Raw genomic sequence first — 26,211 nt, forward strand, 5'->3', positions numbered from 1 at the left:
GTCCGGCCGCTTCCGGCGCGGGTAGGAAGGAACGCATGACTGGACTCGGTGCCGTGTTCCGCCCCCAGCTGCCTCCCGAGCGACTGCGCGCCGTCGCCCGTGCCGCCGACGCGGCCGGGCTGGAGGAACTCTGGCTGTGGGAGGACTGCTTCCTCGAAGGCGGCATCTCCTCCGCCGCGGCCGCCCTCGCCTGGACCGAACGGGTACGCGTCGGTGTCGGCCTGCTGCCGGTGCCGCTGCGCAACGTCGCCGTGACCGCCATGGAGACCGCCACCCTGCACCGGATGTTCCCCGGGCGCGCCGTCGTGGGCGTCGGACACGGCGTGCAGGACTGGATGGGTCAGGTCGGCGCGCGCGTCGAGTCGCCGCTGACCCTGCTGCGGGAGCACCTCCTCGCCCTGCGCACCCTGCTGCGCGGCGAGCGGCTCAGCACCAGTGGGCGCTACGTCCGCCTCGACGACGTCGCCCTCGACTGGCCGCCCGCGGCCGCCGTGCCCGTCCTCGCCGGGGCGACCGGGCCGCGTTCGCTGCGGCTGGCCGGTGAGGCGGCGGACGGCACCGTCCTGACCGCGGCCACCACGGCGGACGGCGTACGCCGGGCCCGCCGACTCATCGACGAGGGACGGCAGTCGGCGGGTCGGACCGCCGACCCGCACGAGGTCGTCGTCTACCTGCTCGCCACCACCGGCCCGGACGCCGCCGCCCGGCTGCGCGCCGCCCAGGCCGACGAGGGGCTCGAACCCGCCCCCGGCCTCGGTGTCGCCGGGGACGCCGGCACCGTCGCCAAGGCCGTCCAGCGCCTCGCCGAGGCCGGCGCCGACACGGTGATCCTGCAGCCGACGGGTGACGAGCCCGACCCCGAGGCGTTCGTGCGTTTCGTGGCCCAAGAGGTCAGGCCCCTGGTCCCATGACCGAACCGAGCGCTGCGGCGCGGCGCGCCGACCGCCTGGGTGGTGCACGCCCTGCCGCGCCGCCCTCATGGACAGGACGGATTCCCATGCCCCACGACCGGCCCCGCGGCTTCGAGGACCTCGTGGCCGAGGGGGCCGCCGTGCCCACCGAGGGCTGGGACTTCTCCTGGTTCGAGGGCCGGGCCACCGAGCAGCGGCCCTCGTGGGGGTACGCGGTGTCCCTGGCCGGCCGGCTCTCCGGGGCGAGTGCCGCGCTGGACGTGCAGACGGGCGGGGGAGAGGTCCTCGACTTCGCGCTCGGCCGGGCCACCAGGGTTCCGGCGCTCACCGCAGCGACCGAGGGCTGGCCGCCGAACGTCGCCAGGGCCACCGCGCTGCTGCGCCACCGCGGCACGGTGGTCGTCGCCGCACCCGAGGACGCGGCGCTGCCCTTCGCGGACGGTGCCTTCGACCTGGTCGGCAGCCGGCACCCGGTGGTGCCGAACTGGCCGGAGATCGCACGCGTCCTGGAGCCCGGCGGCACGTACTTCGCCCAGCACGTGGGTCCCCGCAGCGTCTTCGAGCTCGTCGAGCACTTCCTCGGCCCCCTCCCGGCCGAGCAGGGCTCCGCCCGTCACCCCGAGCGGGAGCGCGCCGGCGCCGAGGCCGCCGGCCTGGAGGTCGTCACCCTGCGCGCCGAACGCCTCCGCGTCGAGTTCCACGACATCGCCGCCGTCGTCCACTTCCTGCGCAAGGTGATCTGGATGGTCCCGGACTTCACGGTCGAGGCGTACGAGGACCGACTCCGTGCCCTGCACGAACGGATCGCGGCCGAGGGACCCTTCGTCGCGCACAGCACCCGCCACCTCGTCGAGGCCCGCAAGCCGCGTCACCGTTAGGACTGCCTGCCTGCCTGCCCGGACGTATGCATGCATGCATGCATGAATACGTGCGTGCCTGTCTGCGCGCCCACCCGCCCGCATGCCTGTCTGCGCGCGTTTCGGGAGGGCGAGCGGACATTCGCGGCATCAAGGGGCGGATCCCACCCGCACATTCACAGGTTTCGCGAGGTTTTCACATCGTTATCGATGTTCGCTCGCCTCCGCCGCAGACGTCACGTAGGTTCAAGCGCAGGTAATTCGCGTGAGCAAAGCTGCGCGGCGGCACCGCGCAGTGGAGGGGGCTGCGCGGTGCCCTCTCCCGCGTCAAGCGCGGATCCGCCGCCCGGTTCACCCGCCCGGGGGACAGTGCCGCGCCCGCCGTCCGAACTGGCACATCGGCCCTCTTCCGGCCGCGAACCAGCCACAAGACGGCCCTCCGGCGGTCATCGGCGCGTCGCCGTTCGATTCCGGAGAGTAGTTGTGGCACGCCGATGCACCCACCGGCCCTTACGAAGGGTTATGGTGGAAACCCCCCCTCGGGCCGGTCCGTCTCCCCCCCACGGACCGGCCCGTTTTCGTACCCGGCCAGGCTTCCTCCGTGCTTCCTCCGTGAGCGCCGGGAACGCGCCGGGGCGGACGTCCCGCCGCGCGGCCGGCCGCACACGAACCCGCACCCCCGGCGCGCCCGACCGCCCACCCGCCCCGTCCCCCCAACTCCCGCCCCGGCACCTCTACATCCCGCCCCAGGCCCCGCAGGGGTAGGCTGCGAGCCGCGGGGACCGCATTGCACGGAGGGGCGACAGACACGTGAACCTGCGCGACAAGCTGCGCGGCCTGCTCGTCAGGCTGTACGCGCGCCGGGTGGAGGGCCACCTGGACCACGCTCAGGTGCCCAAGCACATCGGCGTCATCATGGACGGCAACCGTCGCTGGGCGAAGGCCGCGGGTTCCACCACCGTCCACGGTCACCGGGCAGGCGCCGAGAAGATCGAGGAGTTCCTCGGCTGGTGCACCGAGACGGATGTCGAGGTCGTCACCCTCTGGCTGCTGTCGACGGACAACTTCGACCGTCCGCAGGACGAACTCGGCCCGCTCCTCGGGATCATCGAGGACGTCGTACGCACCCTCGCGTCGGACGGCCGCTGGCGCGTGCACCACGTCGGCACCCCCGACCTGCTGCCCTCGCAGATGCAGACCGCGCTGAAGGAGGCGGAGGAGACCACCGCCCACGTCGACGGGATACTGGTCAACGTCGCGATCGGCTACGGCGGCCGGCAGGAGATCGCCGACGCGGTGCGCGCCATGCTCCTCGACGCCCAGGACAGGGGCACCTCGATGGAGGACCTCGCCGAGGCCGTCGACGTCGACATGATCGGGCGGCACCTCTACACCGGCGCCCAGCCCGACCCCGACCTGGTGATCCGCACCAGCGGCGAGCAGCGGCTGTCCGGTTTCATGCTGTGGCAGACGGCGCACTCCGAGTACTACTTCTGTGAGGTCTTCTGGCCGGCCTTCCGCAAGGTCGACTTCCTGCGTGCCCTGCGGGACTACGCGGCGCGGCACCGGCGCTACGGCGGCTGACACAGCCCTTGCCACGGCCGCTCCGGACGGTTTCGAAGCGGTCCGTCCGTACCCCTTCCGGGACGGAAGTAACAAGGAGTTCACCGGCGCGCCGTCATACGGGTCGGCATGGTGACGCCGGTTCGAGGGAATAAGCCAAGGAGGTCGACACCCGACCCACGGGTGTCGGATCTCAGCGGACGGCACGGGGCCGTCCGCCCGGGAGGCCCTTTGCACCAGCCCGATCGTGCGGTCACAGCACGGACGAACAGGCGGAGGGCCGGTTCTCGGCCCGTGCATCGCGGCCGTCGACCGGCCCAGCTCCACTCCGTCGCTCCCCGACCTCATCCGAGGGGGTACGTCCTTCCGTGGTGACCAGCGCAAAGCGCCACAAGCCAGACCGGCGCACCTATGTTCTCGACACCAGCGTCCTGCTGGCCGACCCGAACGCCCTGAGCCGCTTCGACGAGCACGAGGTCGTGCTCCCCATCGTCGTGGTCACGGAGCTGGAGGCGAAGCGGCACCATCCCGAGCTCGGCTACTTCGCCCGGCAGGCCCTGCGCCTGCTCGACGACTACCGGGTGAAGCATGGCCGACTCGACGCCCCCATCCCGATCGGGGAACTGGGCGGGACCGTCCGTGTCGAGCTCAACCACTCGGACCCCAGTGTGCTGCCGAGCGGCTACCGCCTGGGGGACAACGACTCCCGCATTCTCGCGGTCGCCCGCAATCTGCAGGCCGAGGGGTTCGACGTCACCGTCGTCTCGAAGGACCTGCCGCTGAGGATCAAGGCCTCCTCCGTCGGTCTCCTCGCCGAGGAGTACCGCGCGGAACTGGCCATCACGGACTCCTCCGGCTGGACCGGCATGTCCGAGCTGACCCTGCCCGGCGAGCAGGTGGACGTCCTCTTCGAGGAGGGGCACGTGTACGTGCCCGAGGCGTCCGACCTCCCCGTGCACACGGGCCTGACGATCCAGTCGGAGCGCGGCAAGGCCCTCGGCCGGGTCACGCCCGAGGGCAACGTGCGTCTGGTGCGCGGCGACCGGGAGGCCTTCGGCATCAAGGGCCGCAGCGCCGAGCAGCGGATCGCCCTCGATCTGCTCCTCGACCCGGACGTGGGGATCGTGTCCATGGGCGGCCGGGCCGGCACCGGCAAGTCGGCGCTCGCGCTGTGCGCGGGTCTCGAGGCCGTGCTGGAGCGGCGTCAGCACCAGAAGGTGATGGTCTTCCGTCCGCTGTACGCGGTCGGCGGGCAGGAGCTCGGCTATCTGCCCGGCAGCGAGGCCGAGAAGATGAGCCCCTGGGCGCAGGCGGTCTTCGACACGCTGTCCGCGGTCACCAGCCGCGAGGTCATCGAGGAGGTCACCGCGCGCGGCATGCTCGAGGTCCTTCCGCTCACCCACATCCGCGGGCGCTCCCTGCACGACGCCTTCGTGATCGTGGACGAGGCGCAGTCGCTGGAACGGAACGTGCTGCTGACCGTGCTGTCCCGGATCGGCGCCAATTCGCGGGTGATCCTCACCCACGACGTGGCGCAGCGGGACAATCTGCGGGTCGGCCGCTACGACGGGGTCGTCGCCGTGGTCGAGAAGCTGAAGGGGCATCCCCTTTTCGCCCATGTCACGCTGACGAGGTCCGAGAGGTCCCAGATCGCGGCTCTTGTGACCGAAATGCTCGAGGAGGGGCAGATCTAACCGATCCAGCCGATCTGACCGGTCTCGCCGATCGGGCCCGATAAGGGCCAATAGGGGCCGGTTACGTGGCAGTTGGCGCCGTCCGGTAAAGGCCGTGAGCCTAGCCGGGCGGCGCCTTCGCGTGTTGCTGTTTCTCGAAATCCCCGGGGCCAAACGGGATGTGAGCTTTCACACGCAACTCAGAATTGCCACCCGGCGTCCGGTTACGGCAGAGTCTCATTCCTGTCAGGCCCCGCATACGACACCCCTGTACCCCCAGCGGTACGGAACCACATGAGCACCACAGCTAACTCCACAGCGTCGTCGTATGCCGCCCGAGCACCACGCGGCGCTTCCCTCGCGGAGTTGCCCACCGGGCCCGTGCCTCCCGTGACCCCGCAGTTGGGAGGCCAGCGTTCAGGGGCACGATTGCGTCCGCCAGGGTCACCGAAGCGGGCGATGCTGGAAGGAAACCGTGTGAGCCGGATTTCGGTCCGGGGATTCGCAGTGGCCTCGGCCACCGCGGTCACCGCCGTCGGAAGCGTCGTCGGAGTTGCCTCGGGCAGCGTGGCGCAGAACAACGACGCCGAGGCGACGGCAAGCGACGCGACGCTCCTGGCGGACATACCCACCGGCCAGCAGGCCCAGGTGCAGACCGCCTCCCTGACGCAGCAGGCCGACGCCCAGGCGATCCAGGCCGACGCCAGCGCCAAGAAGGACGCCGAGGCCGCGGCCCGCAAGGCGGCCGCCGACACCGCCATCGCCAAGAAGGAAGCGGCTGAGAAGGCGGCCAAGGAGGCCAAGCAGCGCGCCGAGGCCAAGGCCGCGGCCAGCCGCAGCAAGGCCACCTCGGCCGACTTCCCCGTCCAGAGCTCGTACTCCGTCGCCCAGATCCAGGCGATGGCACGGCAGATGGTGCCGAGCGGACAGTTCCAGTGCTTCAGCAACATCGTGGACCACGAGTCCAGCTGGAACTACCACGCGGTCAACGCCTCCTCCGGCGCCTACGGCCTCTTCCAGGCACTGCCCGCCTCCAAGTACTCCTCCGCCGGAGCCGACTGGCAGACGAACCCGGCCACCCAGATCAAGTGGGGCCTGAACTACATGGACAGCCGGTACGGCAGCCCGTGCCAGGCCTGGTCGTTCTGGCAGGCCAACAGCTGGTACTGAGCCGCCGAGCCCCGCGGTCCCGCCACTCAACCCCGCGCAGCCCCTCCCCGTCATAGGGGGAGGGGCTTTCGCCCTGTACGGTCGGACGCGACGACTCCGGGGGGAGTGGTGGGCACATACGGGGGAAGAGGACGGATCATGTCGCGAGTGCCAGGGTGGCTGGGCCGGATCGGCGCCGGCCTGACCGAGGTGAGTGAGCGTTTGGACGAACGCCGCGCCGAGGTCGAGCGGGAGTCCGCCGAGGACGACCGGCCGTCTCCCGCGCCCGGGAACAAGGCGGGACCGGCTCCGGACCGTACGCCCGACGTGCCGCCGCCCGCGCGCCCCGTCCGTCCCGTCCGTCCCGATCCCGCGCACGCCGTGCCGTGGGGCATGCGGGTCGCGGCGGAGGCCGGCTGGCGGCTGCTGGTGCTGGCCGGCACGGTCTGGGTGCTGATGCGGGTCATCAGCGCCGTACAGCTCGTCGTCCTCGCCTTCGTCGTGGCCCTGCTCATCACGGCGCTGCTGCAGCCGACCGTGGCCCGCCTGCAGCGGCACGGTGTCCCGCGCGGCCCCGCCACCGCCCTGACGGCGATCCTCGGCTTCGTCGTCCTCGGCCTGATCGGCTGGTTCGTGACCTGGCAGGTCATGGAGAACATCGACAATCTCTCCAACCAGATCCAGAACGGCATCGACGACCTGCGCAACTGGCTGCTGCGCAGTCCCTTCCACGTCACCGACAAGCAGATCAACCAGATCGCCAAGAACCTGCGGGACGCGGTCGGCGCGAACACCGACCAGATCACCTCCGCGGGCCTCGAGGGCGTCCAGGTCGTGGTCGAGGCGCTGACCGGCATCCTGCTGACGTTCTTCTCGACCCTGTTCCTGCTGTACGACGGCCGGCGCATCTGGCAGTGGACGCTGAAGCTGGTGCCCGCGGCGGCGCGTCCCGCCATCGCGGGCGCGGGGCCGCGGGCCTGGCGCACGCTGACCGCGTATGTGCGCGGCACGGTGCTCGTCGCCCTGATCGACGCCATCTTCATCGGCCTGGGCATCTACTTCCTCGACGTGCCCATGGCCGTCCCGCTGGCCGTCTTCATCTTCCTGTTCTCCTTCATCCCGCTCGTCGGCGCGGTGGCCTCCGGCGCGCTGGCGGTGGTCGTCGCGCTCGTCACCCAGGGTGTCTTCACGGCCGTGATGACGCTCGTGGTGGTCCTCGCGGTCCAGCAGATCGAGGGGCACATCCTGCAGCCGTTCATCCTCGGGCGCGCGGTCCGGGTCCATCCGCTCGCGGTGGTCCTGACGGTCGCCGCCGGCGGCATGGTGGCGGGAATCGGCGGTGCCGTGGTGGCCGTGCCGCTGGTGGCGGTGTCGAACACGGTCGTGGCGTATCTGCGGGCCTACTCCGCGGAACACATCCCCGGCGGCGACGAGCAGCCCCCGCCGGACGTCCCGCGGGCGTCCGGCACCGGGACGTCCGGCACGGCGGACGTCCAGGACGAGGTCGTGCCGACCGACGCCGGGCCCGGGGACGCGGCCCCCGGGGAGGGCGCGGAGGGCTCCGGCTCCTGACGCCCGCGGCGTCCGAAATGCGTTCGCCGCTCGATCAGATGCGCGCCGAACACAGCCAATTGAACCGGCTCCGGACACAACTTCCGTCACCTGGGGACAGGTCGGAAGTCCGCGGCCGGAATATGCGTTCGGCCTGATACACATTCCCCCCTCAGCGGTACGCGACAGGGGGTGTCATGTCGGGCCACGACCTGCTGGCACGGGCTCTCGCCGCCTGCGGGCGCGAAGGATGGACCGGTGCCCTGCGCGTGTCCGGTTCGCCGGGCGGTGTGCTGCACCTGCGGCACGGGCTCATCGTCGCCGCCGAGTCGCCCGGGGCGCCGGCGCCGGAGGCGCTGCTGCTGCGGTCCGGCCGGGTGGACGGCGAGCAGTGGGCGGCGCTGGTGCGGGAGTCCGGGGGCACCCGGTGGCCGGCCGCCGCACTGGTCGCCCACGGGTACGCCGGGGCCGCCCAGCTCGCGGTGGTGTGCGCCATGGCGCTGCAGGACGCGGTGTTCGCGATCCTCGCGGGCCGCGTCGAGGACTGCGAGCGCGTGGACGCCGGCCTGGAGCCGCCCGCCCCGGTCGCCGTGGGAGAGCCCTGTTCGCGGCTGCTGGAGGACGCGGCCCGCAAGCTGACCGCCCTCGCCGCGCTGCCCCACCCCGTGCACCCCGACCGCGAACGGCCGCTGCCCGTGCCGGGCTCCACCGCCCCGCTCAGCGACCTCCGGCGCGACCTGCTCGCCCACGCCGACGGCCGCCGCACGGCCCGCGACCTCGCCTTCCGCACCGGCCGCGGGGTCTACACGGTCACCGTCGAGGTCTCCCGCATGCTCACCGAGGGCCTCCTGCGGTGTCCCGCGGAGCCGGCCCCGATCCCGGTGCGCGTCCCGCCCGAGGGCATCCACCACCGCATCGCGCCACCCCCGGAACCGCCCCCGCCGCGGCCCCCCGTCCCGGTGGACCTTCCGCGCCGTAGACAGAGCGGCTTCTTCCGCCTCCGAAACGGATCAGCGAAATGACCGAACCGACCAGACGCTTACCGAACTGCGAACAGAAACACGGGAGTTGAGCACATGGATCACGAAGCCCTCGCGCTGGAGATGCGCGGCCTGCGGGAGCAGGTGACCGGTATCACCGACACCGCGGTGGCGGCGTCGGACGGACTGCTGATCGCGTCCGACACCGCCGACTCGATCGACCCGGAGGGTCTCGCCGCGCTGGCCGCGGCGGGCCTCGGGCTCGCCCGCCGCACCGCGCAGGCGACCGCACGCGGCGCGCTGCGCCAGACGGTGACGTACGGCAGCCATGGCTGTGCCGCCTTCTACGCCGTCGGGGACACCGCGCTGATGGTCGTCCTCGGCGACGAGGGCATCGACGTCGACCGGCTGCACCGGGCGACGGCACCCGCACTGGATCGCATCGGTTCGATCCTCAGGCACAAGACGGCAGAAGGAGTCTGAAGGGATGGCGACGAAGCGTATGACCACCGGTTTCTCCGACCAGGTGATGGGCCTGGTCAAGTCGCTCCGCACCGAAGCCCCCGAGTGCGTCGCCTCGGGCGTCGTCGACATGGCCACGGGCATGCTGCTGTCGTACGAGACCATCGACAACCACCCGCCCGAGGTCCTGGACCTGCTGGCGGGCGCGACCCTGGACCTGTTCCAGGGGCGCACGGTGGTGATGATCGAGGACGTCTTCAAGGAGCGCCGCGGCATCCAGAGCGACAACCACTTCTTCCAGGAGATCCTGGTCAACAGCGAGAACCTCACCCATCTGTTCGTGCGCATGAACGAGCAGCAGGACGTCGTCGCCGTCGTCGTCTGCCGCAAGTCGGTCAACGTGGGCATGCTCTTCGCCCAGGTGCGGCGGGTGGTGAAGGAGTACAGCCTGTGAAAGGCGGCAGGCCCCTCCCCGCGACGGGGAGGGGCCTGCCCCCGGGACGGGCCCCCGGGAGGGTGCCGGGGTCACTCGGTGCGCAGCCCGTCCGGCCGCATCAGCCGCAGCAGCGGCGGCAGGCTGAGCAGCGTCACGGCCAGGACGACCGCCGCGCCGATGCCCGTCATCGACAGCACGCTCGCCCAGTCCACGCTCACCGAGGTGCCGGTCATCTTCAGCAGCACCGCGCCCAGCGTCAGCCCGACCACCGAGGCCAGCAGCAGGCCCAGCGCGATGGGGATCGCCGTCTGCCACAGCACCGACAGGCTCAGCGTGCGGCGCCGGGTGCCGAAGGCCACCAGCGACGACAGCAGTTTCCTGCGCTCGCGCAGCTGCTCCAGCTGCGACACCAGCAGGCTCGCGCCGATCAGCACCAGGACGCAGGTGGCGCCCACGAACAGGCCCGTGCGGATGGAGCGGAACTGCAGCGACTGCTTGCTGGACGTCAGGACGAACACGTCCGCCAGCGGGTCGAGCCGGGCCGCGGTGTTGCGCGCGTACTCGGCGGCGTCCGCCACCGACCGGTCCAGCGAGACGTACACCTTCTCGATCAGGCCGGCCGTCGCGCCCGCGGGCAGCGCGCCCGGGGTGATGAGCAGTCCGCCGCGCTCGTAGCCCGTCGGGTCCTCGCGCTGCGCCGCCGTCTTCAGGCCGGCGGGCACCTTCCAGGCCACCGGGTGGCTGCTCGTCCCGCTGTAGGCCGGGTCGAAGTACACGGTGCGGCCCGCCGCGACGAGGCTCTTGGTCTCGCTGCCGGAGTCACCTCCGGTGATGCGGAAGATGTCGCCGTCGCGGCAGGACGGCAGCCGGGCCACCTCGGACAGCTGCGCGCAGCTGCCGACGGCGACCTCCAGCTCGTGGTCCGGGTCCTTCGGCCCGTCCCCGACCGAGCCCAGCGAGAGCGCCGTCACCCGGCTCACCCCCTTGGTCCCGGCGAGCGCCCGGTCCGCCTCGGACAGCGGGACGTCGCCGTGCACGGAGATCTCCATCTGGGCCCGTTCCAGGTCGTTCCTCGTCCACTTGGTGTAGTCGTGCTCGACCCCGGCGAACAGCATCTGCAGGGCGACCGCGCCGGCCACCGCGACCGCGATGCCGTTGACCATGCGGGCGGCCGAGCCGCTGCTCAACTGCAGCCTGCGCACCGCCAGTTGCCAGGAGACCGGGCCGGAGTTCAGCCGGGCCACGACGGCCTCCACGATCCACGGCAGCAGCGCGGTGACGCCGACCAGCAGCAGTACGGTGCCGCCGATGACCATCCACTGGTTGAAGTTCCCGTTGTCGTTGCCCTGGCCGATCATCGGATACAGCAGCGCGAGCCCGGCCAGCGGCAGCAGCAGCCGCCACCACAGCCGGCGCCGCGGCGGCTTCGCCGTACGGACGACGCCGAGCGGCTCGATGACGACCCCGCGCAGCGCGAACAGCGTGACCAGGACGGCCGCGGCGGGCACCGCGACGGCCACCAGCAGCACGAGCGCGGGCGAGGGGTTGAGGTCGCTCGGGAAGACGCTGATGTCCCGCACCTGCAGCAGGGCCGCCAGCTGACGTCCGGTGAGGAAGAAGGCGGTGCCGAGGACGAGCCCGAGCAGCGCACCGGCGAGGGCCTCCCCGCCCGCGATCCTGCGGGCCGTCCGGCCGTCCGCGCCGACCAGCCTGAGCGCCGCGAGGCGGCGGTCGCGGCGCTCGCCGCCGAAGCGGACGGCCGCGGCGATGAACACGCCGACGGGCAGCAGCAGCACCACGAAGATGATCGTGACGAGCAGGATCAGGACCGGGTCCAGCCCGCCCGGCCGGTTGCCGGGGGAGGGCCCGAAATAGTCGATGCGCTCGACGTTGCCGCCGCTCAGCCGGTGCTCGAGACCCGAGGCCCCCGCGTAGTAGGCGAGCTCCGCGGGCCCGACGAGCCCCGAGTGGGCGATGGTGCCCACGACGCGGTAGGGGATCCGGTCGCGCAGCAGCTCGCCGGAGCCGGACGCGAGCAGCTTCTTCAGCGCGGGCGAGACGACCATCTCGCCCTTCGCCGGGAACGCCGCGACGCCCGGCGGCAGCGGCGCGTGCGCGCCCTCCCGCTGCAGGAGCCGGCCGCGCACGTCCGTGCCGTGGAAGGTCGTGTCGGTGTGGGCGACGATCAGCGTGTCGTCCGCCTTCGGCAGCACCTTGCCGCTGTAGGTGAAGTCGTCCCGGGCGCTGCCCCGCCGGTCCCGCTCGGACAGCGCGCTCGGTATGGCGGTCGTCAGCAGCAGCAGCGCCACCCCGAGCCCGACGCCGACGGCCGTCAGCAGCGCCCGGGTCCAGCCCTCACGCCCGCCGGCGAAGGCGAACCGCATCCCCATGGCCAGATCCCTGACCGCCGTCCACTCCCGGCCCCGTCCGGGCGGGAGGTCCCGGCCGGCCTCGCGCGCCGTCATACGGCGCGCTCCATGTCCCGCGACTTGCCGTCCCGTACGACGATCTCGCGGTCCGAGTACGCGGCCACCCGGGCCTCGTGCGTGACGAGGACGACGGCGGCGCTGGCGGACCGGGCGGCGTCGGTGAGCAGGTTCATCACGCGCTCGCCGTTGAGCGAGTCCAGCGCGCCGGTCGGCTCGTCCGCGAAGAGCACCCGGGGGCCGGTGACCAGGGCCCGGGCGACGGCGACGCGCTGCCCCTGGCCGCCGGAGACCTCACCGGGGCGCTTCTTCCTCAGGTCGTCGACCTCGAGCCGCTCCATCCAGCCCAGCGCGGTCCGTTCGGCCTCCTTGCGGGAGGTGCCGTTCAGCCGGAGCGGCAGGGCCACGTTCTCCACGCAGGTCAGCTCCGGCACCAGCTGGCCGAACTGGAAGACGAAACCGAACTCGGAGCGCCGCAGCGCACTGCGCGCGGCGTCGCTCATGGTCGCCATCTCGCGGCCGTCGTAGGTGATCGACCCCTCGTCGGGGGTCACGATGCCGGCGAGGCAGTGCAGCAGCGTCGACTTGCCGGACCCGGAGGGGCCCATCACGGCGACGACCTCGCCGGGGTGGATGGAGAACTCGGCGCCGTCGAGCGCCGTGGTCGGCCCGTACCTCTTGTGCAGGTTCTCGGCCGCGAGCAGGGAGCCGGGGGGCGCGGTCACCTGGTCACCACCTCCGCGAGCCTGTCGAGGCGCGCGGCGGTCAGTTCCAGCCAGCGCAGGTCGGCCTCGAGGTGGAACAGGGCGTGGTCGCAGATGAGCTGGTCGGCCAGGTCGCCCCTGCGCTTGCGGTCGGTCAGGATGCGCATCATCCGCAGGTGCTCGGAGCGCTGTGTGTCGAGGATGTCGGAGGCGTCGCGGTGGGTGAGCAGCGCGAGGACGACCTTGGTGTAGAGCGTGGACTGCAGATACGGCTCGGGCGCCTCCGGCGTCGCGAGCCAGCGCTCCACGTCGGTGACCCCGGCGTCGGTGATCGCGTACCGCTTGCGCTCGGGCCCGCCGCCCGCCTCGATCCCGTCGACCTCCACGAGCCCGTTCTTCAGCAGGCGGGACATCGTCGAATAGACCTGGCCGTAGTGCAGCGGCCGGTCGTGACCGAACTTCTCGTCGAAGGCCCGCTTGAGGTCGTAGCCGTGGCGGGGCCCGGACTCCAGGAGTCCCAGAAGGGTGTGACCGATGGACATGGGAAGCACTCTACACACGGTGTATACGCACGATGTATACGCGGAGTGCGGTGATCATGGCGGGGTGTACGGCCCCGCAGGTCGGGGCCGATTGTCACAGTTGTGCCACAGCGCTCTCAGGTCTCGGGACCGGCGGGCGGCCGCCCGCGGCGCGGGATCGGCCGCGCCTCCCCGGGCAGCCGCCCCGCCTCCGCCAGGGCCCGGCGCAGCAGGAACTCGATCTGGGCGTTGGCGGACCGCAGCTCGTCCCCGGCCCACCGTGCCAGCGCCTCGTACACCGAGGGGTCCAGCCGCAGCAGCACCTGCTTGCGCTGCCGCGGCCGGCGCTCGGGCGAGGCCCCCTCGGGCGGTGCCGTCACTGGTAGAGGGTCCCGGTGTTGAGCACGGGCTGCGGAGCCCGGTCCCCGCACAGCACCACCATCAGGTTGGACACCATCGCCGCCTTGCGCTCGTCGTCCAGCTCCACGATGTCGCGCTCGGTGATCCGCGCGAGGGCGGCCTCGACCATGCCCACCGCTCCGTCCACGATCTGCCGCCGGGCCGCCACGACCGCCCCGGCCTGCTGGCGCTGGAGCATCGCCGAGGCGATCTCGGGAGCGTACGCGAGGTGCGTGAACCGCGACTCGATGATCTGCACGCCGGCCGCCTCCACGCGTGCGTGCAGTTCGGCGGCGAGCTTCTCGGTGATCTCCTCGGCGTTGCCGCGCAGCGAGAGCCCGCCCTCGTCGTGGGCGTCGTAGGGGTACTCGATGGCGATGTGCCGGACCGCGGCCTCCGTCTGCGTGGCGACGAACTCGAGGTAGTTGTCCACCTCGAACGTCGCCTGCGCGGTGTCGCGCACCTTCCAGACGACCACCGCGGCGAGCTCGATCGGGTTGCCGTAGGCGTCGTTGACCTTGAGGACGGCGGTCTCGTGGTTGCGGACGCGGGTGGAGATCTTGGTGCGCGAGGTGAAGGGGTTCACCCAGCGCAGGCCGTCCTGCCGGATCGTGCCCCGGTAGCGCCCGAAGAGCTGGACCACCCGCGCCTCGCCCGGCGCCACCGTGTTGAGCCCGCGCAGCGAGATGAGCGCGGCGATCAGGACCAGGGCGCCGCCGATCGCGAAGCCCGGGCCGGCCGAGGCGGCCACGAACAGGGCGACGGCCGCCAGCAGCCCCAGCAGCCCGAGCAGGAGCGCGAGCGCGCCCCCGATGCTGTGCGCGGCGAACTCCCGCACCCGCGGCGCGGGCATCTCCGGGACGTCGGCGGTGGGTGCGGAGTCGTGTGCGGACATGAAGGGCCCCCGTTTCCGTGGCGCGCCTCGGTGCGACGCTGGTCTATCTAAGTGATATCACTTTACACCGCAGGGCAACCCTGGGGCCCTCCCGGTCGTCGGTTCCGGTGGGGGCGGGTGCTGATTCTCACGTCCGTGGAAGGCCGTATCGACGGACCTTCATGACATGTCACGGTGTTAGCTTCTTGAGCTGACTTGAGCGGCGAACCTGTGTGACGTGTGAGCACACATGAGCGAAGCGGAGCGGATCGGACCCATGGGACGAGCGGAAGACAGACGAGCGCGACGGCGCGGCGGCCGCCGCGCCGCGCCCACGCGCTCCTCCGCGGCGCCCACCGGCTCGTCGGCCCAGGAGGAGCCCGTCACGGTCGTCGGGGGCCGGGCCGCGGCCCGCCGGGCGGCCCGTGGCCGGGGCCGGGCCAAGGGCAAGGCGGGCAAGGACGGCCGGAGCCTCATACGCCGGATGTTCACCTGGAAGAAGATCGTCGGGGCCTTCTTCGGGATGTGCCTGCTCGGCATGGGCGCCTTCATCGCGCTGTACATGATGATCGGGATACCCAAGGGCAACGCCGACGCCACGCTCCAGAGCAACGTCTACCAGTACAGCGACGGCTCGCTCATGACCCGCGACGGCCAGCGCAACCGCGAGATCGTGGGCCTGGACAAGATACCCAAGAGCGTCCAGCGGACCTTCGTCGCCGCCGAGAACAAGACCTTCTACAAGGACAACGGCGTCGACCTCAGGGGCACCGCGCGCGGTCTGCTCAACACGCTCTCCGGCAAGGGCGCGCAGGGCGGTTCGACCATCACCCAGCAGTACGTCAAGAACTACTACCTGACGCAGAACCAGACCGTCACGCGCAAGCTCAAGGAACTGGTCATCTCGCTGAAGCTGGACCGGGAGAAGTCCAAGGACTACATCCTCGCCGGCTACATCAACACCAGCTACTACGGCCGCGGCGCCTACGGCATCCAGGCCGCCGCGCAGGCCTACTACCGCGTCGACGCCCAGGACCTGAGCGTCGAGCAGGGCGCCTACCTCGCCGCGCTGCTCCAGGCGCCGAACCAGTACGACTGGGCGATCGCCTCCGACACCGGCAAGAAGCTGGTGAAGGCCCGCTGGAACTACGTCCTCGACAACATGGTCGAGGAGGGCTGGCTGGACAAGGCCAAGCGCGCCCGGACGACCTTCCCCACCCCCAAGCCGCCCAAGGCCGCGCCCGGCATGGGCGGCCAGACCGGCTACCTGGTGAACGCGGCCAACAACCAGCTGGCCAGGCAACTGGTCGCGCAGGGCACCGCCGACAACGTGAACGACGCCCTGACCATGGTCAACCAGGGCGGCTGGACCATCACGCTCAGCATCGACAAGAAGAAGCAGGCCGCGCTGGAGAAGGCCGCCAAGTCGCAGCTGACCAGCAAACTCGACCCGAAGAAGCGCTCGGTCGACGCCGACGTCCAGGCCGGCGCCGTCTCCGTGAACCCGAAGAACGGCGCGGTCGTCGCGATGTACGGCGGCCAGGACTACTACAAGCACTACCGCAACAACGCGACCCGCACGGACTACCAGCCCGCCTCGACCTTCAAGCCGGTGATCCTCGCCGCGGCCCTGGACGGGGGCGCCCAGACGCAGACCGGCAAGCCGATCACCGCCGGCACGATGTACGACGGCACGAGCAGGCGCCCGGTCGTGGACAACGGCACCAAGGTCGGCTTCGCCCCGGAGAACGAGGACAACGCCAGCTACGGCGAGATCACCGTGCAGACGGCGATGAACAAGTCGGTCAACTCCGTCTTCGCGCAGATGGGCGTGGACGTCGGCATGAAGAAGGTGCTCAAGGTCGGCGGCGACCTCGGCATGGACACCAGCAAGCTCAACGCCAGGCCCGCGCAGACCCTCGGCACCATGGGCGCGAGCCCGCTGCAGATGGCCGGCGTCTACGCGACCCTGGACAACCACGGCAAGAAGGTCACGCCGACCATCATCAAGTCGGTCGAGAACAGCCGGCACCAGGTCGACCTGCCGAACCCGATCGGCGACCAGGTCATCAGCCGCGAGGCCGCCGACACGGTCACCTCGGTGCTGACCGGCGTGGTCGACGACGGCACGGCCAGGGTGTCGGTGCGCAACAACGCCGAGCGCGACGGCCGCAAGGTCGCCGGCAAGACCGGTACGTCCGACGAGAACCGCTCCGCCTGGTTCAGCGGCTACACGCCCGACCTGGTCACCTCGGTGGGCCTGTTCGGCGAGTCGAAGAAGAGCGGCGCCCAGGTCTCGATGCACGGCGCCGCCGGCCTGCCCCGCGTCAACGGCGGTGGCTTCCCGGCCCAGATCTGGGCGGCGTACACCTTCGGCGTCTCCAGGACGGGCCTGAAGTTCGACCTCGACACCACCCAGGGCGCGGCGGTCCGGCCGACCTACTCGCAGACGCCGAGCCGGACGCCGAGCCAGACGCCGTCCAGGACGCCGACGAGCGAGTCTCCGACGTCGCAGACACCCAGCCGGACCCCGAGCCGGACGCCGTCGCAGACCCCCAGCCAGAGCCCGAGCCAGAGCCCGAGCCAGAGCCCGAGCGAGACCCCGTCGGGCGGCGGCGTCCAGAACCCGCTGGATCCGAACGGCGGGCAGCAGCCGTAGCGGCCGTACGGCGAAGGGGGCCGTACGGCGAAGGGCGCCCGGCAGCACGCCGGGCGCCCTTCGCCGTACCTGCGGCTCCTAGACCCGGTTCAGCTCGAACCAGACCACTTTCCCGGTGCTCAGCCGCGTCGCCCCCCACCGCCGGGCCAGCCTGTTCACCAGGTACAGCCCGCGGCCGCCCTCGTCGGTGGCCCGCGCCTGCCGCAGCCGCGGCAGCTGCGGGACGTCGTCGCCGACCTCGCAGCGCAGCACGTCGGTGCGCAGCAGCCGCAGGGTGACCGGACGCGACGCGTAGCGCACGGCGTTGGTGACGACCTCGCTGACGAGCAGTTCCACGGAGTCGCTGAGGTCCTCCATGCCCCAGCGGGACAGCGCGCGCCGGGCGAGCCGGCGGGCCCGGCCGGGGGCGGCGTCCTCGGGCTCCAGGAACCAGTACGCGACGTCGCTGGGCGCGATCCCGTCGAAGCGGGCGGCCAGCAGCGCGATGTCGTCGTCCCGGTCGCCCGGACCGAGCATGTCGAGCACCTCGTCGCACAGGGCCTCGAGCGGCGGCGGATGGTCGGGCCCGGTCAGCTGCGCCGTGTCGGCGAGCTTCTCGCGCAGCTGCTCTATGCCGGTCCACACGTCCCGCAGGCGGGACTCGACGAGCCCGTCGGTGTAGAGCAGCAGGGTCGCCCCTGCGGGCGCGTCCAGCTCCACGGCCTCGAAGTCGACGCCGCCCACGCCGATGGGCGCGCCCGGCGGCACCCGCAGCACCTCCGCGCGCCCGCCCAGGTGCAGCAGGACCGGCGGCGGATGACCGGCGTTGGCGATGGTGATGCGGTGCGAGACCGGGTCGTAGACGGCGTAGAGGCAGGTCGCCATGCGGTCGGTGCCCAGGCGCTGCGCCTGCTCGTCGAGGTGGTGCAGGACCTCCTGCGGCGGCAGGTCGAGTCCGGCCAGGGTCTGCGCCGTCGTGCGCAGCTGGCCCATGATCGCGGCGGAGGTCATGGAGTGCCCCATGACGTCGCCGACGACGAGGGCGACCCGGCTGCCCGGCAGCGGGATGGCGTCGTACCAGTCGCCGCCCACCCGCGCGGTCTCGGCGGCGGGCAGATAGCGGGAGGCCAGGCGCACGCCCGTGGGCCGGGGCAGCGTCTCCGGGAGCATGGTGCGCTGCAGCTCGTCGGCGATGTACGCCTCGCGGCCGTAGAGCACCGCCTTGTCGATGCCGAGCGCGCTGTGCGTGGCGAGCTGGGCGGCGACCAGGAGGTCGTCGGCCTCGAAGGCGAGGCGCTCCGGGCGGCGCAGGAAGAGCGCGGCGCCGATCACCCGCCGCCGGCCGCGCAGCGGGGCGAGGATCGCGCGCTGGCCGCCGGGCACCAGGAACTCGCCCGTGTCACCGAGGAGTTCGGGCAGGGCGGCACGGGCGGCCGGCGCGTCGGTGAAGACCGGGCGCACCCCGCGCAGCACCTCCGCGAGCGCGCTGCCCGGCCGGACCTCGCAGATGTCGCAGCCGACCGCGTCGAGCCCCGTCATCTCCGTCGGCTCGGGCTGCAGCGCGGGCGAGAACCCGCCGTCGGTGTCGCGCTCCGCCGGGATCCGGTCGGTGCGCCTCAGGCGCAGCAGGAGCGGGCCGGTGGGCCGCTCGTCGCCGACGGGCAGCGGGTCGCGCAGATAGACGAGGATCGCGTCGGAGAAGGTCGGCACGGTCGCCCGGCACAGCCCCATGACGATCTCGTCGAGGTCGATGCCGCGGGCGATCCGCCGGGTGGCCGCGCCCACGAAGCGCAGCCGGTCGCCGTCCCGCCGCATCGGCGTGGGACGCCCGTGTGCCATCCCCTGCCCGGTACGGCGTTCCTGACCGTCGCCGTCCTGCGTACGGCCCGGATCGCCGCCGGGCTGCTCCCCGACCGTCTCGGGCACGGGCCGCGGGCGATGGTCCTGCACGCCCGACGGGCCCCGCGCGGGAGGCGACCCCAGCGGGTCCTCGGCGGCGGGCTGCGAGTGCTCGGGGCCGGTGATGTCGGAGGGAGGCGAGGCCGGTTCCTTTCCCTTGCCGCGCGGCGCGGCCGTACCCGGCGCCGGCGGGGTCTCCCCGGTGCGGCCCTGTGCCGGTAAGGCCGCCTGGGGGGCCACCTGCGCCGGGGTGTGCAGGAGCGCCCCGCGGGGGTCCGCCGCGGGGGCGGCGCCCGGCTGCGGGCGCTCGAAGGACATGGGGTGCTCCGTCACGCGTGTCGAATCCGTCCGTCCGGGGCTGCGCCTGGCGTGCGCAGTTCGTCCCGCAGGAATGCCGATACCCGGAATACGTGTCCCTGGAACGGAATTCCCGCGTGGTCAGAGGCTGTTCCTGTGCCGCGGGCACACCGGCCGCGTCTCACGGCGCGTGCTTCGCGGATGTTGCCCTCGTACCCCTCGCTCACGTCCTGCCGCCCCTCGGTGACGATCGGTCAAGCCCAGCGCATGCTGCCAGAGTTGCTCCTGCGAGATCACCCGTCACCCGACCACCGCCCCTCGACGACGGTGCCGCGCACCGACTCCTGCATACATGTGGAGGACGATCCTACGGTTGCGGGCCGGGGGCCTATCAAGGGTCTCACGTGGACACGTGCGTGGGCGTACGGTCCCAGTCCTCCGGCAAAGACGGTACCGCCCAGGACGGATCCGGGCGCCAGTGCTGCCAGCCCTCGCTGAACGGCGGGCCCCAGGCGCGGATCACCTCCACCGCCGAGCGCCCCGCCTCCCGCACCCGCCCGGCGGCCGCGGCGTCCATCAGCCCGTCGCGCTGGGCCTGCGCGAACTCGTCCTCGTCCCGCCAGTGCCAACTGCCGTCCGGGTGCACGGAGATGTCCAGGAAGTGGTCCTCGGAGTCGACCCCGCCGCCCCAACGCGTCAGCGGCGCCTCCAGGTTGACGTACCAGTTCTTGAACTGCCAGCCCGGCTCCCAGAACAGCCAGACCGACCAGGGCCGGCCGGGCCGGGCCAGCTTCAGCACGCCGGTGCCGAACCAGCGGTCGTAGTGGACGGTACGGGGCTTGGTGTAACGCGTCTCGAGCGGCTCGACGTGCACGGGCGTGCCGTCGGCGAGCACCGGCCTCACGCACTCGGTGCCCGGTGCCAGCCAGACGGCGAGCAGGTCGGCGTCGTCGCGGGCGACGGTGACGGGACGGGCGATGTGGAAGCGCGCGCCGCCGTTCTCCCGGTACCGCCACAGGATCTGTGTCCCGGGGGCCCAGAAGCCCGTCCTCGCGCCCGCCGCCAGGTCAGCTCTCACCGCTCCGCCCTCTGCCATGCACAGATATTAGGTGCCATGGGCATACGACGCTGCGGCGCGCGTCACGGTTCGCGCCGCGGCGGCGAAAGGTCACGGACGTGTCATCCGCAGGACGTCCAGCGCCTCGTCGAGCTGCTGCCGGGTGAGGTCACCGCGGTCCACGTACCCGCCCTCCAGCACGACCTGGCGGATGGTCTTCCGCTCGGCGAGCGCCTTCTTGGCGACCTTCGCGGCCTCCTCGTAGCCGATGTACCGGTTGAGCGGGGTGACCACGGAGGGCGACGACTCGGCGTACTCGCGCGCCCGCTCCCGGTTCGCCGTGATCCCGTCCACGGTCCTGTCGGCGAGCAGCCGGGAGACGTTGGCCAGCAGCCGGACCGACTCCAGGACGTTCTTGGCGATGACCGGCAGCATCACGTTGAGCTCGAAGTTCCCGGCGGCGCCCGCGGTGGCCACCGTCGCGTCGTTCCCGACGACCTGGGCGGCGACCATGACCACGGCCTCGGGGATGACCGGGTTGACCTTGCCCGGCATGATCGATGATCCGGGCTGCAGGTCCGGCAGACTGATCTCGGCGAGCCCGGTGCGCGGACCGGACGACATCCACCGCAGGTCATTGGCGATCTTGGTCAGTCCCACGGCGATGGTCCTGAGCTGCCCGCTGGTCTCGACGACGGCGTCCCGCGCGCCCTGCGCCTCGAAGTGGTCGCGGGCCTCGGTCAGCGGCAGGCCCGTGACCCGCGCGACCTCCTCGATGACCGCGGCGGAGAACCCGGGCGGGGTGTTGATGCCGGTGCCGACGGCGGTGCCGCCCAGGGGCAGCTCGGCCAGGCGGGGCAGCGAGGCCCGCAGCCGCTCGATCCCGTACCGCACCTGGGCCGCGTACCCGCCGAACTCCTGCCCCAGCGTCACGGGCGTGGCGTCCATGAGATGCGTCCGCCCCGACTTCACCACGTCGGCGAACTCCCGCGACTTGCGCTCCAGCGATCCGGCGAGGTGCTCCAGCGCCGGAACGAGGTCGTGGACCACGGCGGCGGTGGCGGCGATGTGGATGGAGGAGGGGAAGACGTCGTTGGAGGACTGCGAGGCGTTGACGTGGTCGTTGGGGTGCACGTCCCGGCCGAGCCGCTCGCTCGCGAGCGTGGCGAGGACCTCGTTGGTGTTCATGTTGGACGAGGTGCCCGAACCGGTCTGGAAGACGTCGACCGGGAACTGCTCGTCCCAGTCCCCGCGAGCGACCTCCTCGGCCGCCTCCCGGATCGCCTCGGCGACGTCCTCGTCGAGCACCCCCAGCCGCGCGTTCACCTTGGCGGCCGCGCCCTTGACGCGCGCCAGCGCCTCGATGTGCGCACGCTCCAGGCGCTGCCCGGAGACCGGGAAGTTCTCGACGGCACGCTGGGTCTGGGCCCGCCACTTGGCGTCCGCCGGGACCCGGATGTCACCCATGGAGTCGTGCTCGATGCGGTATTCGCTCATGCCGGGTACAGCGATCGGCGGGGCCCGGATGTTCCGGACCCCGCGCCGCTCGGGCGATCGGGCGAACGGGGCCCAGGGGGCGGGTCCCCCTGGACCGGTGGGCGCGGGGCGGCTACGCCAGGCCGGGGCCCCGCACCGGGATCGACGTGAACGTCGGCTGCGGCGCCGGGTCCTGGAAGAAGTCGTTGCCCTTGTCGTCGACCACGATGAACGCCGGGAAGTCCTCGACCTCGATCTTCCAGACGGCCTCCATGCCGAGCTCCTCGTACTCGACGACCTCGACCTTCTTGATGCAGTCCTGGGCGAGGCGCGCGGCCGGGCCGCCGATGGAGCCGAGGTAGAAGCCGCCGTGGGCCCGGCACGCGTCCGTGACCTGCTGGGAGCGGTTGCCCTTGGCGAGCATCACCTTCGAGCCGCCCGCGGCCTGGAACTGCTCGACGTAGGAGTCCATGCGTCCGGCGGTGGTCGGCCCGAAGGAGCCGGAAGCGTACCCCTCGGGCGTCTTCGCGGGACCGGCGTAGTAGACCGGGTGGTCCCTGAGGTACTGCGGCATCTCCTCGCCCGCGTCCAGCCGCTCCTTGATCTTGGCGTGCGCGATGTCGCGGGCCACGACCAGCGGCCCGGAGAGCGAGAGCCGGGTCTTCACCGGGTACTTGGTCAGTTCGGCGAGGATCACGTCCATCGGCTGGTTGAGGTCGATGCGGACGACGTCGGAGGACTCGTCCAGGTGCTCCTCGGTCGTCTCCGGCAGGAAGCGCGCCGGGTCGGTCTCCAGCTGCTCCAGGAAGACGCCCTCCGCCGTGATCTTCGCGACGGCCTGGCGGTCGGCGGAGCAGGACACGGCGATGGCGACCGGGCAGGAGGCGCCGTGCCGCGGCAGCCGCACCACCCGCACGTCGTGGCAGAAGTACTTGCCGCCGAACTGCGCGCCGATGCCGATCTTCTGCGTCAGCTCGAAGACCTTCTGCTCCAGGTCCTTGTCCCGGAAGCCGTGGCCGAGTTCCGAGCCCTCGGCCGGGATCTCGTCCAGGTAGTGGGCCGAGGCGTACTTGGCGGTTTTCAGCGCGTACTCGGCGGACGTGCCGCCGACGACGATCGCCAGGTGGTACGGCGGGCAGGCGGCCGTGCCCAGCGAACGGATCTTCTCCTCCAGGAACCGCATCATGGAGGACTCGTTCAGGACGGCCTTCGTCTCCTGGTACAGGAACGACTTGTTGGCCGAGCCGCCGCCCTTGGCCATGAACAGGAACTTGTAGGCGCCGCCGTCGGTGGCGTACAGCTCGATCTGGGCCGGCAGGTTGGAGCCGGTGTTCTTCTCCTCCCACATGGTGAGGGGGGCCATCTGCGAGTACCGCAGGTTGAGGTTGCGGTAGGCGTCGTAGACGCCCCGGCTCAGGGCCTCCTCGTCGCCGCCCCCGGTGAGGACGTTCTGCCCGCGCTTGCCCATGACGATCGCCGTGCCGGTGTCCTGGCACATGGGCAGCACGCCCGCGGCCGCGATGTTCGCGTTCTTCAGCAGGTCCAGGGCCACGAACTTGTCGTTGGCCGACGCCTCCGGGTCGTCGACGATGCGGCGCAGCTGGGCCAGGTGGGCCGGGCGGAGGTAGTGCTGGATGTCGTGGACGGCCTCCTCGGCGAGCCTGCGCAGCGCCTCCGGCTCCACCTTGAGGAACGTCCGCCCGTCGGCCTCGAAGGTGGACACGCCCTCGGAGGTCACCAGCCGGTAGGGGGTGGTGTCCTCGCCCATGGGGAGCAGATCGGTGTACGCGAACTCAGGCATCTTCGCCCATTCCTCACTCGGCAGACGGCGGCCCGCCGGCACTGGCGGGCGCTCACCAGCCTAGAACCTGCCGCCGACGGCGAATCCGTGAGGTTGTCCTCAGCCGGGGGTAGTCGCGATCTATCGCGTTTCGGTACGCTGCTGCCGTGGACCTTCAGAAGCAGGACCTTCACCAGCGCGCCGAACCCGCACCCGCGCCGGCCGAGCTGCGCGCCTCGGACGCCGACCGCGACCGTATCGCCGACATCCTGCGCGACGCCCTCGCCGAGGGCCGGCTGACCGCCGAGGAGCACGCCGAGCGGGTGGAGGGCGTGCTCGCCGCCAAGACCGTCGGCGAGCTGGAGGCCTTCATACGGGACCTGCCGGCGGCCCACCGGCGCCGTGCGGCCCCCGCCTTCGCCGCGGCCCCGAACCGCCCCGCCGCGGGCTCCGTCCCCGCCGACCCCGACGACAACGTGGTGGCGGTGTTCAGCAGCGCCGTCCGCAAGGGCCGCTGGCGCGCGGGGCGCCGCATCCACGCGTACGCGGTCTTCGGCAGTGTGGAGATCGACCTCAGCGAGGCGCTCTTCGAGTACCAGCAGGTCGTGATCAAGACGGTCTCGGTCTTCGGCAACGTCGAGATCCGCGTCCCGGAGAACGTGTCGCTGCGCGGCACCGGCGGCGGCGTGCTCGGCAACTTCGAGGTGGACACCCTCGACTCGGCGGAACCGGACGCCCCGGTCGTCTACGTCGACGGGTGGGCCGTCCTCGGCAACGTCGAGGCGCGCCCCAAGCGCGGCAGGCTCGTCGCCGACATCCTGGACCGGGTTCAGCGCAAGGTCGACAGGAATTTGCGCAAACACCTGGACCGTTGACGTTCGCGAATCCCGGCGGGCCGGGAGGGGGCGGGTCCTGTCGCGGCCGCGCCCCGGCGGCGCTCACAACTCCCCGGAATCCAGCGGTTCGGAACTCAGTGCATAGGCGCGCGCACAGCGGGTAGGCCTTGCTGCATCGTCTCTCGCTCGCGAAGCCGTCGTCAGGAGTAGACCGTGCTGCAACCGCCGCATTCGTCCCTGCAGGTAGCTGCTGTTCCGGCCCAGCGGGTGCCAGTGCGGGACAGGGACCAAGACGCTCCATGGCACACCGAGGCGGTGTGCCGGCGCGACGAGGCAGGCCTGTTCTTCGCCCCTTCCAAAGAACCCACCGCCGCCCGGCTCTCGCGCGAGGAGGCGGCTAAGCGCGTCTGCGCCCGCTGCCCGGTGATGGTCGAATGCCGCGAGCACGCACTCCTGCAACCGGAGCCCTACGGCGTCTGGGGCGGCCTCACCGCCGCCGAACGCCGTGTGGTCCTGGCCCGGCGCCGCCGCCGCGAGATGGAACTGAAGAAGGCGGCCGGGGCGGCGCGCATAGCCCGGGCGGGGTAGAAGCCGTGAGCGACGGAGGAGGGCGCCCCCTTCCGCACCAGGGGGCGCCCGGTTCCCGTCGTCCGCCGAACCGGTTCCGCGGACGGTCTCCGGCCTACTTGGGGCGGTCGAAGTCGATCGCGCTGTAGGCCCGCAGCTTGCTCAGCCGGTGGTCGGAATCGATCCGGCGCACCGTTCCCGACTTCGACCGCATCACGATCGAGTCGGTCGTCGCGGTCTCCGAGCGGTACCGCACACCGCGCAGCAACTCGCCGTCGGTGATGCCCGTCGCGACGAAGAAGACGTTCTCGCCGGAGACGAGGTCGTCGGTCATCAGCACCCGGTCCAGGTCGTGGCCCGCGTCGACGGCCCGCGCCCGCTCCTCGTCGTCCTTCGGCCACAGCTTGCCCTGGATCGTCCCGCCCAGGCACTTCACCGCGCAGGCGGAGATGATCCCCTCGGGCGTACCGCCGATGCCGAGCAGCATGTCGACGCCGGTGCCCTCGCGCAGCGCGTAGATCGAACCGGCCACGTCGCCGTCGGAGATCAGCTTGATCCGTGCTCCGGCCTCGCGGACCTCCTTGATGATCCCCTCGTGCCGGGGCCGGTCGAGGATGACGACGGTGACGTCCTCCGGCGTGGAGCGCTTGGCCTTGGCGACCCGGCGGATGTTGACGGACACCGGGGCGTCGATGTCGACGAAGTCGGCCGCTTCGGGCCCGGTGACCAGCTTGTCCATGTAGAACACGGCGGACGGGTCGAACATCGAGCCGCGGTCGGCGGCGGCCAGCACGGCGATGGCGTTCGGCATGCCCTTGGCCGTCAGCGTGGTGCCGTCGATGGGGTCGACGGCGATGTCGCACTCGGGCCCGGTCCCGTCACCGATGTGCTCCCCGTTGAAGAGCATCGGGGCCTCGTCCTTCTCGCCCTCGCCGATCACCACCACGCCGTTCATCGACACGGTGGAGACCAGGCTCCGCATGGCGCGCACCGCGGCACCGTCGGCGCCGTTCTTGTCGCCCCGCCCGACCCAGCGGCCCGCGGCCATCGCGGCTGCTTCGGTCACCCGGACGAGCTCCAGGGCGAGGTTGCGGTCGGGGGCTTCCCGGGGTACTTCGAGTTCGGACGGCAAGTGATGATGCTCGGTCATCGAGG

General features: G+C 71.8%; 22 protein-coding genes. 12 read left to right on the forward strand and 10 right to left on the reverse strand.

All coding sequences use genetic code 11. The features are described from left to right. Positions 1–35 precede the first annotated feature (35 nt). From ACJ9NR_RS25285 to ACJ9NR_RS25325, 9 genes are all read left to right on the forward strand, one after another. A complete protein-coding gene (locus ACJ9NR_RS25285) occupies positions 36–911 on the forward strand; it encodes an LLM class flavin-dependent oxidoreductase (RefSeq protein ID WP_412493210.1) in 876 nt (291 codons plus the stop codon). A gap of 86 nt (positions 912–997) precedes the next feature. Continuing rightward, positions 998–1,789, forward strand: coding sequence for a methyltransferase domain-containing protein (locus tag ACJ9NR_RS25290; protein ID WP_412493211.1), 792 nt, complete (start codon positions 998–1,000; stop codon positions 1,787–1,789). 789 nt (positions 1,790–2,578) lie between these two features. After that, entirely contained in the window at positions 2,579–3,352 is a 774-nt protein-coding gene (locus ACJ9NR_RS25295; RefSeq protein WP_412493212.1) for an isoprenyl transferase, read from the forward strand. 347 nt (positions 3,353–3,699) lie between these two features. After that, positions 3,700–5,025 (forward strand): RNA 5'-3' helicase PhoH2, encoded by a 1,326-nt coding sequence (gene phoH2, locus ACJ9NR_RS25300; protein ID WP_412493213.1) that lies wholly within the window; start codon positions 3,700–3,702, stop codon positions 5,023–5,025. A gap of 456 nt (positions 5,026–5,481) precedes the next feature. After that, positions 5,482–6,174, forward strand: coding sequence for an aggregation-promoting factor C-terminal-like domain-containing protein (locus ACJ9NR_RS25305; RefSeq protein ID WP_412493214.1), 693 nt, complete (start codon positions 5,482–5,484; stop codon positions 6,172–6,174). 138 nt (positions 6,175–6,312) lie between these two features. After that, a complete protein-coding gene (locus ACJ9NR_RS25310) occupies positions 6,313–7,725 on the forward strand; it encodes an AI-2E family transporter (RefSeq protein WP_412493215.1) in 1,413 nt (470 codons plus the stop codon). 176 nt (positions 7,726–7,901) lie between these two features. Next, complete coding sequence (locus tag ACJ9NR_RS25315) at positions 7,902–8,726, forward strand: MarR family transcriptional regulator (protein ID WP_412493216.1); 825 nt, start codon at positions 7,902–7,904, stop codon at positions 8,724–8,726. A 54-nt stretch (positions 8,727–8,780) separates the two neighbouring features. Further along, the gene (locus tag ACJ9NR_RS25320) at positions 8,781–9,167 is read left to right on the forward strand and encodes a roadblock/LC7 domain-containing protein (protein WP_412493217.1); all 387 of its coding nucleotides are present in this window, start codon (positions 8,781–8,783) and stop codon (positions 9,165–9,167) included. A 4-nt stretch (positions 9,168–9,171) separates the two neighbouring features. Then, entirely contained in the window at positions 9,172–9,600 is a 429-nt protein-coding gene (locus tag ACJ9NR_RS25325) for a hypothetical protein (protein ID WP_412493218.1), read from the forward strand. Between the two features lie 71 nt (positions 9,601–9,671). On the opposite strand, the gene ACJ9NR_RS25330 is transcribed toward ACJ9NR_RS25325, so the two are convergent. The 5 genes from ACJ9NR_RS25330 to ACJ9NR_RS25350 form a co-directional block, all read right to left on the reverse strand. Further along, positions 9,672–12,047, reverse strand: coding sequence for an ABC transporter permease (locus tag ACJ9NR_RS25330; protein WP_412493219.1), 2,376 nt, complete (start codon positions 12,045–12,047; stop codon positions 9,672–9,674). Next, on the reverse strand, positions 12,044–12,733 hold the full coding sequence (locus ACJ9NR_RS25335; RefSeq protein WP_412493220.1) for an ABC transporter ATP-binding protein: 690 nt from the start codon (positions 12,731–12,733) through the stop codon (positions 12,044–12,046). Before ACJ9NR_RS25335 ends, ACJ9NR_RS25330 begins: the two co-directional genes overlap by 4 nt. Beyond that, entirely contained in the window at positions 12,730–13,254 is a 525-nt protein-coding gene (locus ACJ9NR_RS25340) for a PadR family transcriptional regulator (RefSeq protein WP_412493221.1), read from the reverse strand. Before ACJ9NR_RS25340 ends, ACJ9NR_RS25335 begins: the two co-directional genes overlap by 4 nt. 116 nt (positions 13,255–13,370) lie before the next feature. Further along, entirely contained in the window at positions 13,371–13,613 is a 243-nt protein-coding gene (locus ACJ9NR_RS25345) for a type II toxin-antitoxin system antitoxin (RefSeq protein WP_412493222.1), read from the reverse strand. Further along, positions 13,610–14,527, reverse strand: coding sequence for an SPFH domain-containing protein (locus ACJ9NR_RS25350; protein WP_412493223.1), 918 nt, complete (start codon positions 14,525–14,527; stop codon positions 13,610–13,612). Before ACJ9NR_RS25350 ends, ACJ9NR_RS25345 begins: the two co-directional genes overlap by 4 nt. Before the next feature lie 256 nt (positions 14,528–14,783). Here ACJ9NR_RS25350 and ACJ9NR_RS25355 point away from each other — a divergent pair, with 256 nt between their 5' ends. After that, positions 14,784–17,165: a transglycosylase domain-containing protein gene (locus ACJ9NR_RS25355; RefSeq protein WP_412512736.1), complete on the forward strand. Its 2,382-nt coding sequence runs from the start codon at positions 14,784–14,786 to the stop codon at positions 17,163–17,165. Between the two features lie 78 nt (positions 17,166–17,243). On the opposite strand, the gene ACJ9NR_RS25360 is transcribed toward ACJ9NR_RS25355, so the two are convergent. The 4 genes from ACJ9NR_RS25360 to ACJ9NR_RS25375 all read right to left on the reverse strand — a co-directional run bounded on the left by ACJ9NR_RS25360 (position 17,244) and on the right by ACJ9NR_RS25375 (position 23,674). Further along, a complete protein-coding gene (locus ACJ9NR_RS25360) occupies positions 17,244–19,361 on the reverse strand; it encodes a SpoIIE family protein phosphatase (protein WP_412493225.1) in 2,118 nt (705 codons plus the stop codon). A gap of 379 nt (positions 19,362–19,740) precedes the next feature. Continuing rightward, positions 19,741–20,436, reverse strand: coding sequence for a cytidylyl-2-hydroxypropylphosphonate hydrolase (fomD, locus tag ACJ9NR_RS25365; protein WP_412493226.1), 696 nt, complete (start codon positions 20,434–20,436; stop codon positions 19,741–19,743). A gap of 72 nt (positions 20,437–20,508) precedes the next feature. Next, the gene (locus ACJ9NR_RS25370) at positions 20,509–21,894 is read right to left on the reverse strand and encodes a class II fumarate hydratase (RefSeq protein WP_412493227.1); all 1,386 of its coding nucleotides are present in this window, start codon (positions 21,892–21,894) and stop codon (positions 20,509–20,511) included. A 112-nt stretch (positions 21,895–22,006) separates the two neighbouring features. After that, positions 22,007–23,674 (reverse strand): fumarate hydratase, encoded by a 1,668-nt coding sequence (locus ACJ9NR_RS25375; RefSeq protein ID WP_412493228.1) that lies wholly within the window; start codon positions 23,672–23,674, stop codon positions 22,007–22,009. 146 nt (positions 23,675–23,820) lie between these two features. Here ACJ9NR_RS25375 and ACJ9NR_RS25380 point away from each other — a divergent pair, with 146 nt between their 5' ends. Beyond that, entirely contained in the window at positions 23,821–24,528 is a 708-nt protein-coding gene (locus ACJ9NR_RS25380) for a DUF1707 SHOCT-like domain-containing protein (RefSeq protein ID WP_412493229.1), read from the forward strand. A 174-nt stretch (positions 24,529–24,702) separates the two neighbouring features. Next, complete coding sequence (locus ACJ9NR_RS25385) at positions 24,703–25,077, forward strand: WhiB family transcriptional regulator (RefSeq protein ID WP_412493230.1); 375 nt, start codon at positions 24,703–24,705, stop codon at positions 25,075–25,077. A gap of 94 nt (positions 25,078–25,171) precedes the next feature. On the opposite strand, the gene glpX is transcribed toward ACJ9NR_RS25385, so the two are convergent. After that, a complete protein-coding gene (glpX, locus tag ACJ9NR_RS25390) occupies positions 25,172–26,206 on the reverse strand; it encodes a class II fructose-bisphosphatase (RefSeq protein ID WP_412493231.1) in 1,035 nt (344 codons plus the stop codon). Positions 26,207–26,211 lie beyond the last annotated feature (5 nt).

This window comes from Streptomyces sediminimaris, from assembly GCF_047049295.1.
Taxonomy (GTDB): Bacteria; Actinomycetota; Actinomycetes; order Streptomycetales; family Streptomycetaceae; genus Streptomyces; species Streptomyces sediminimaris.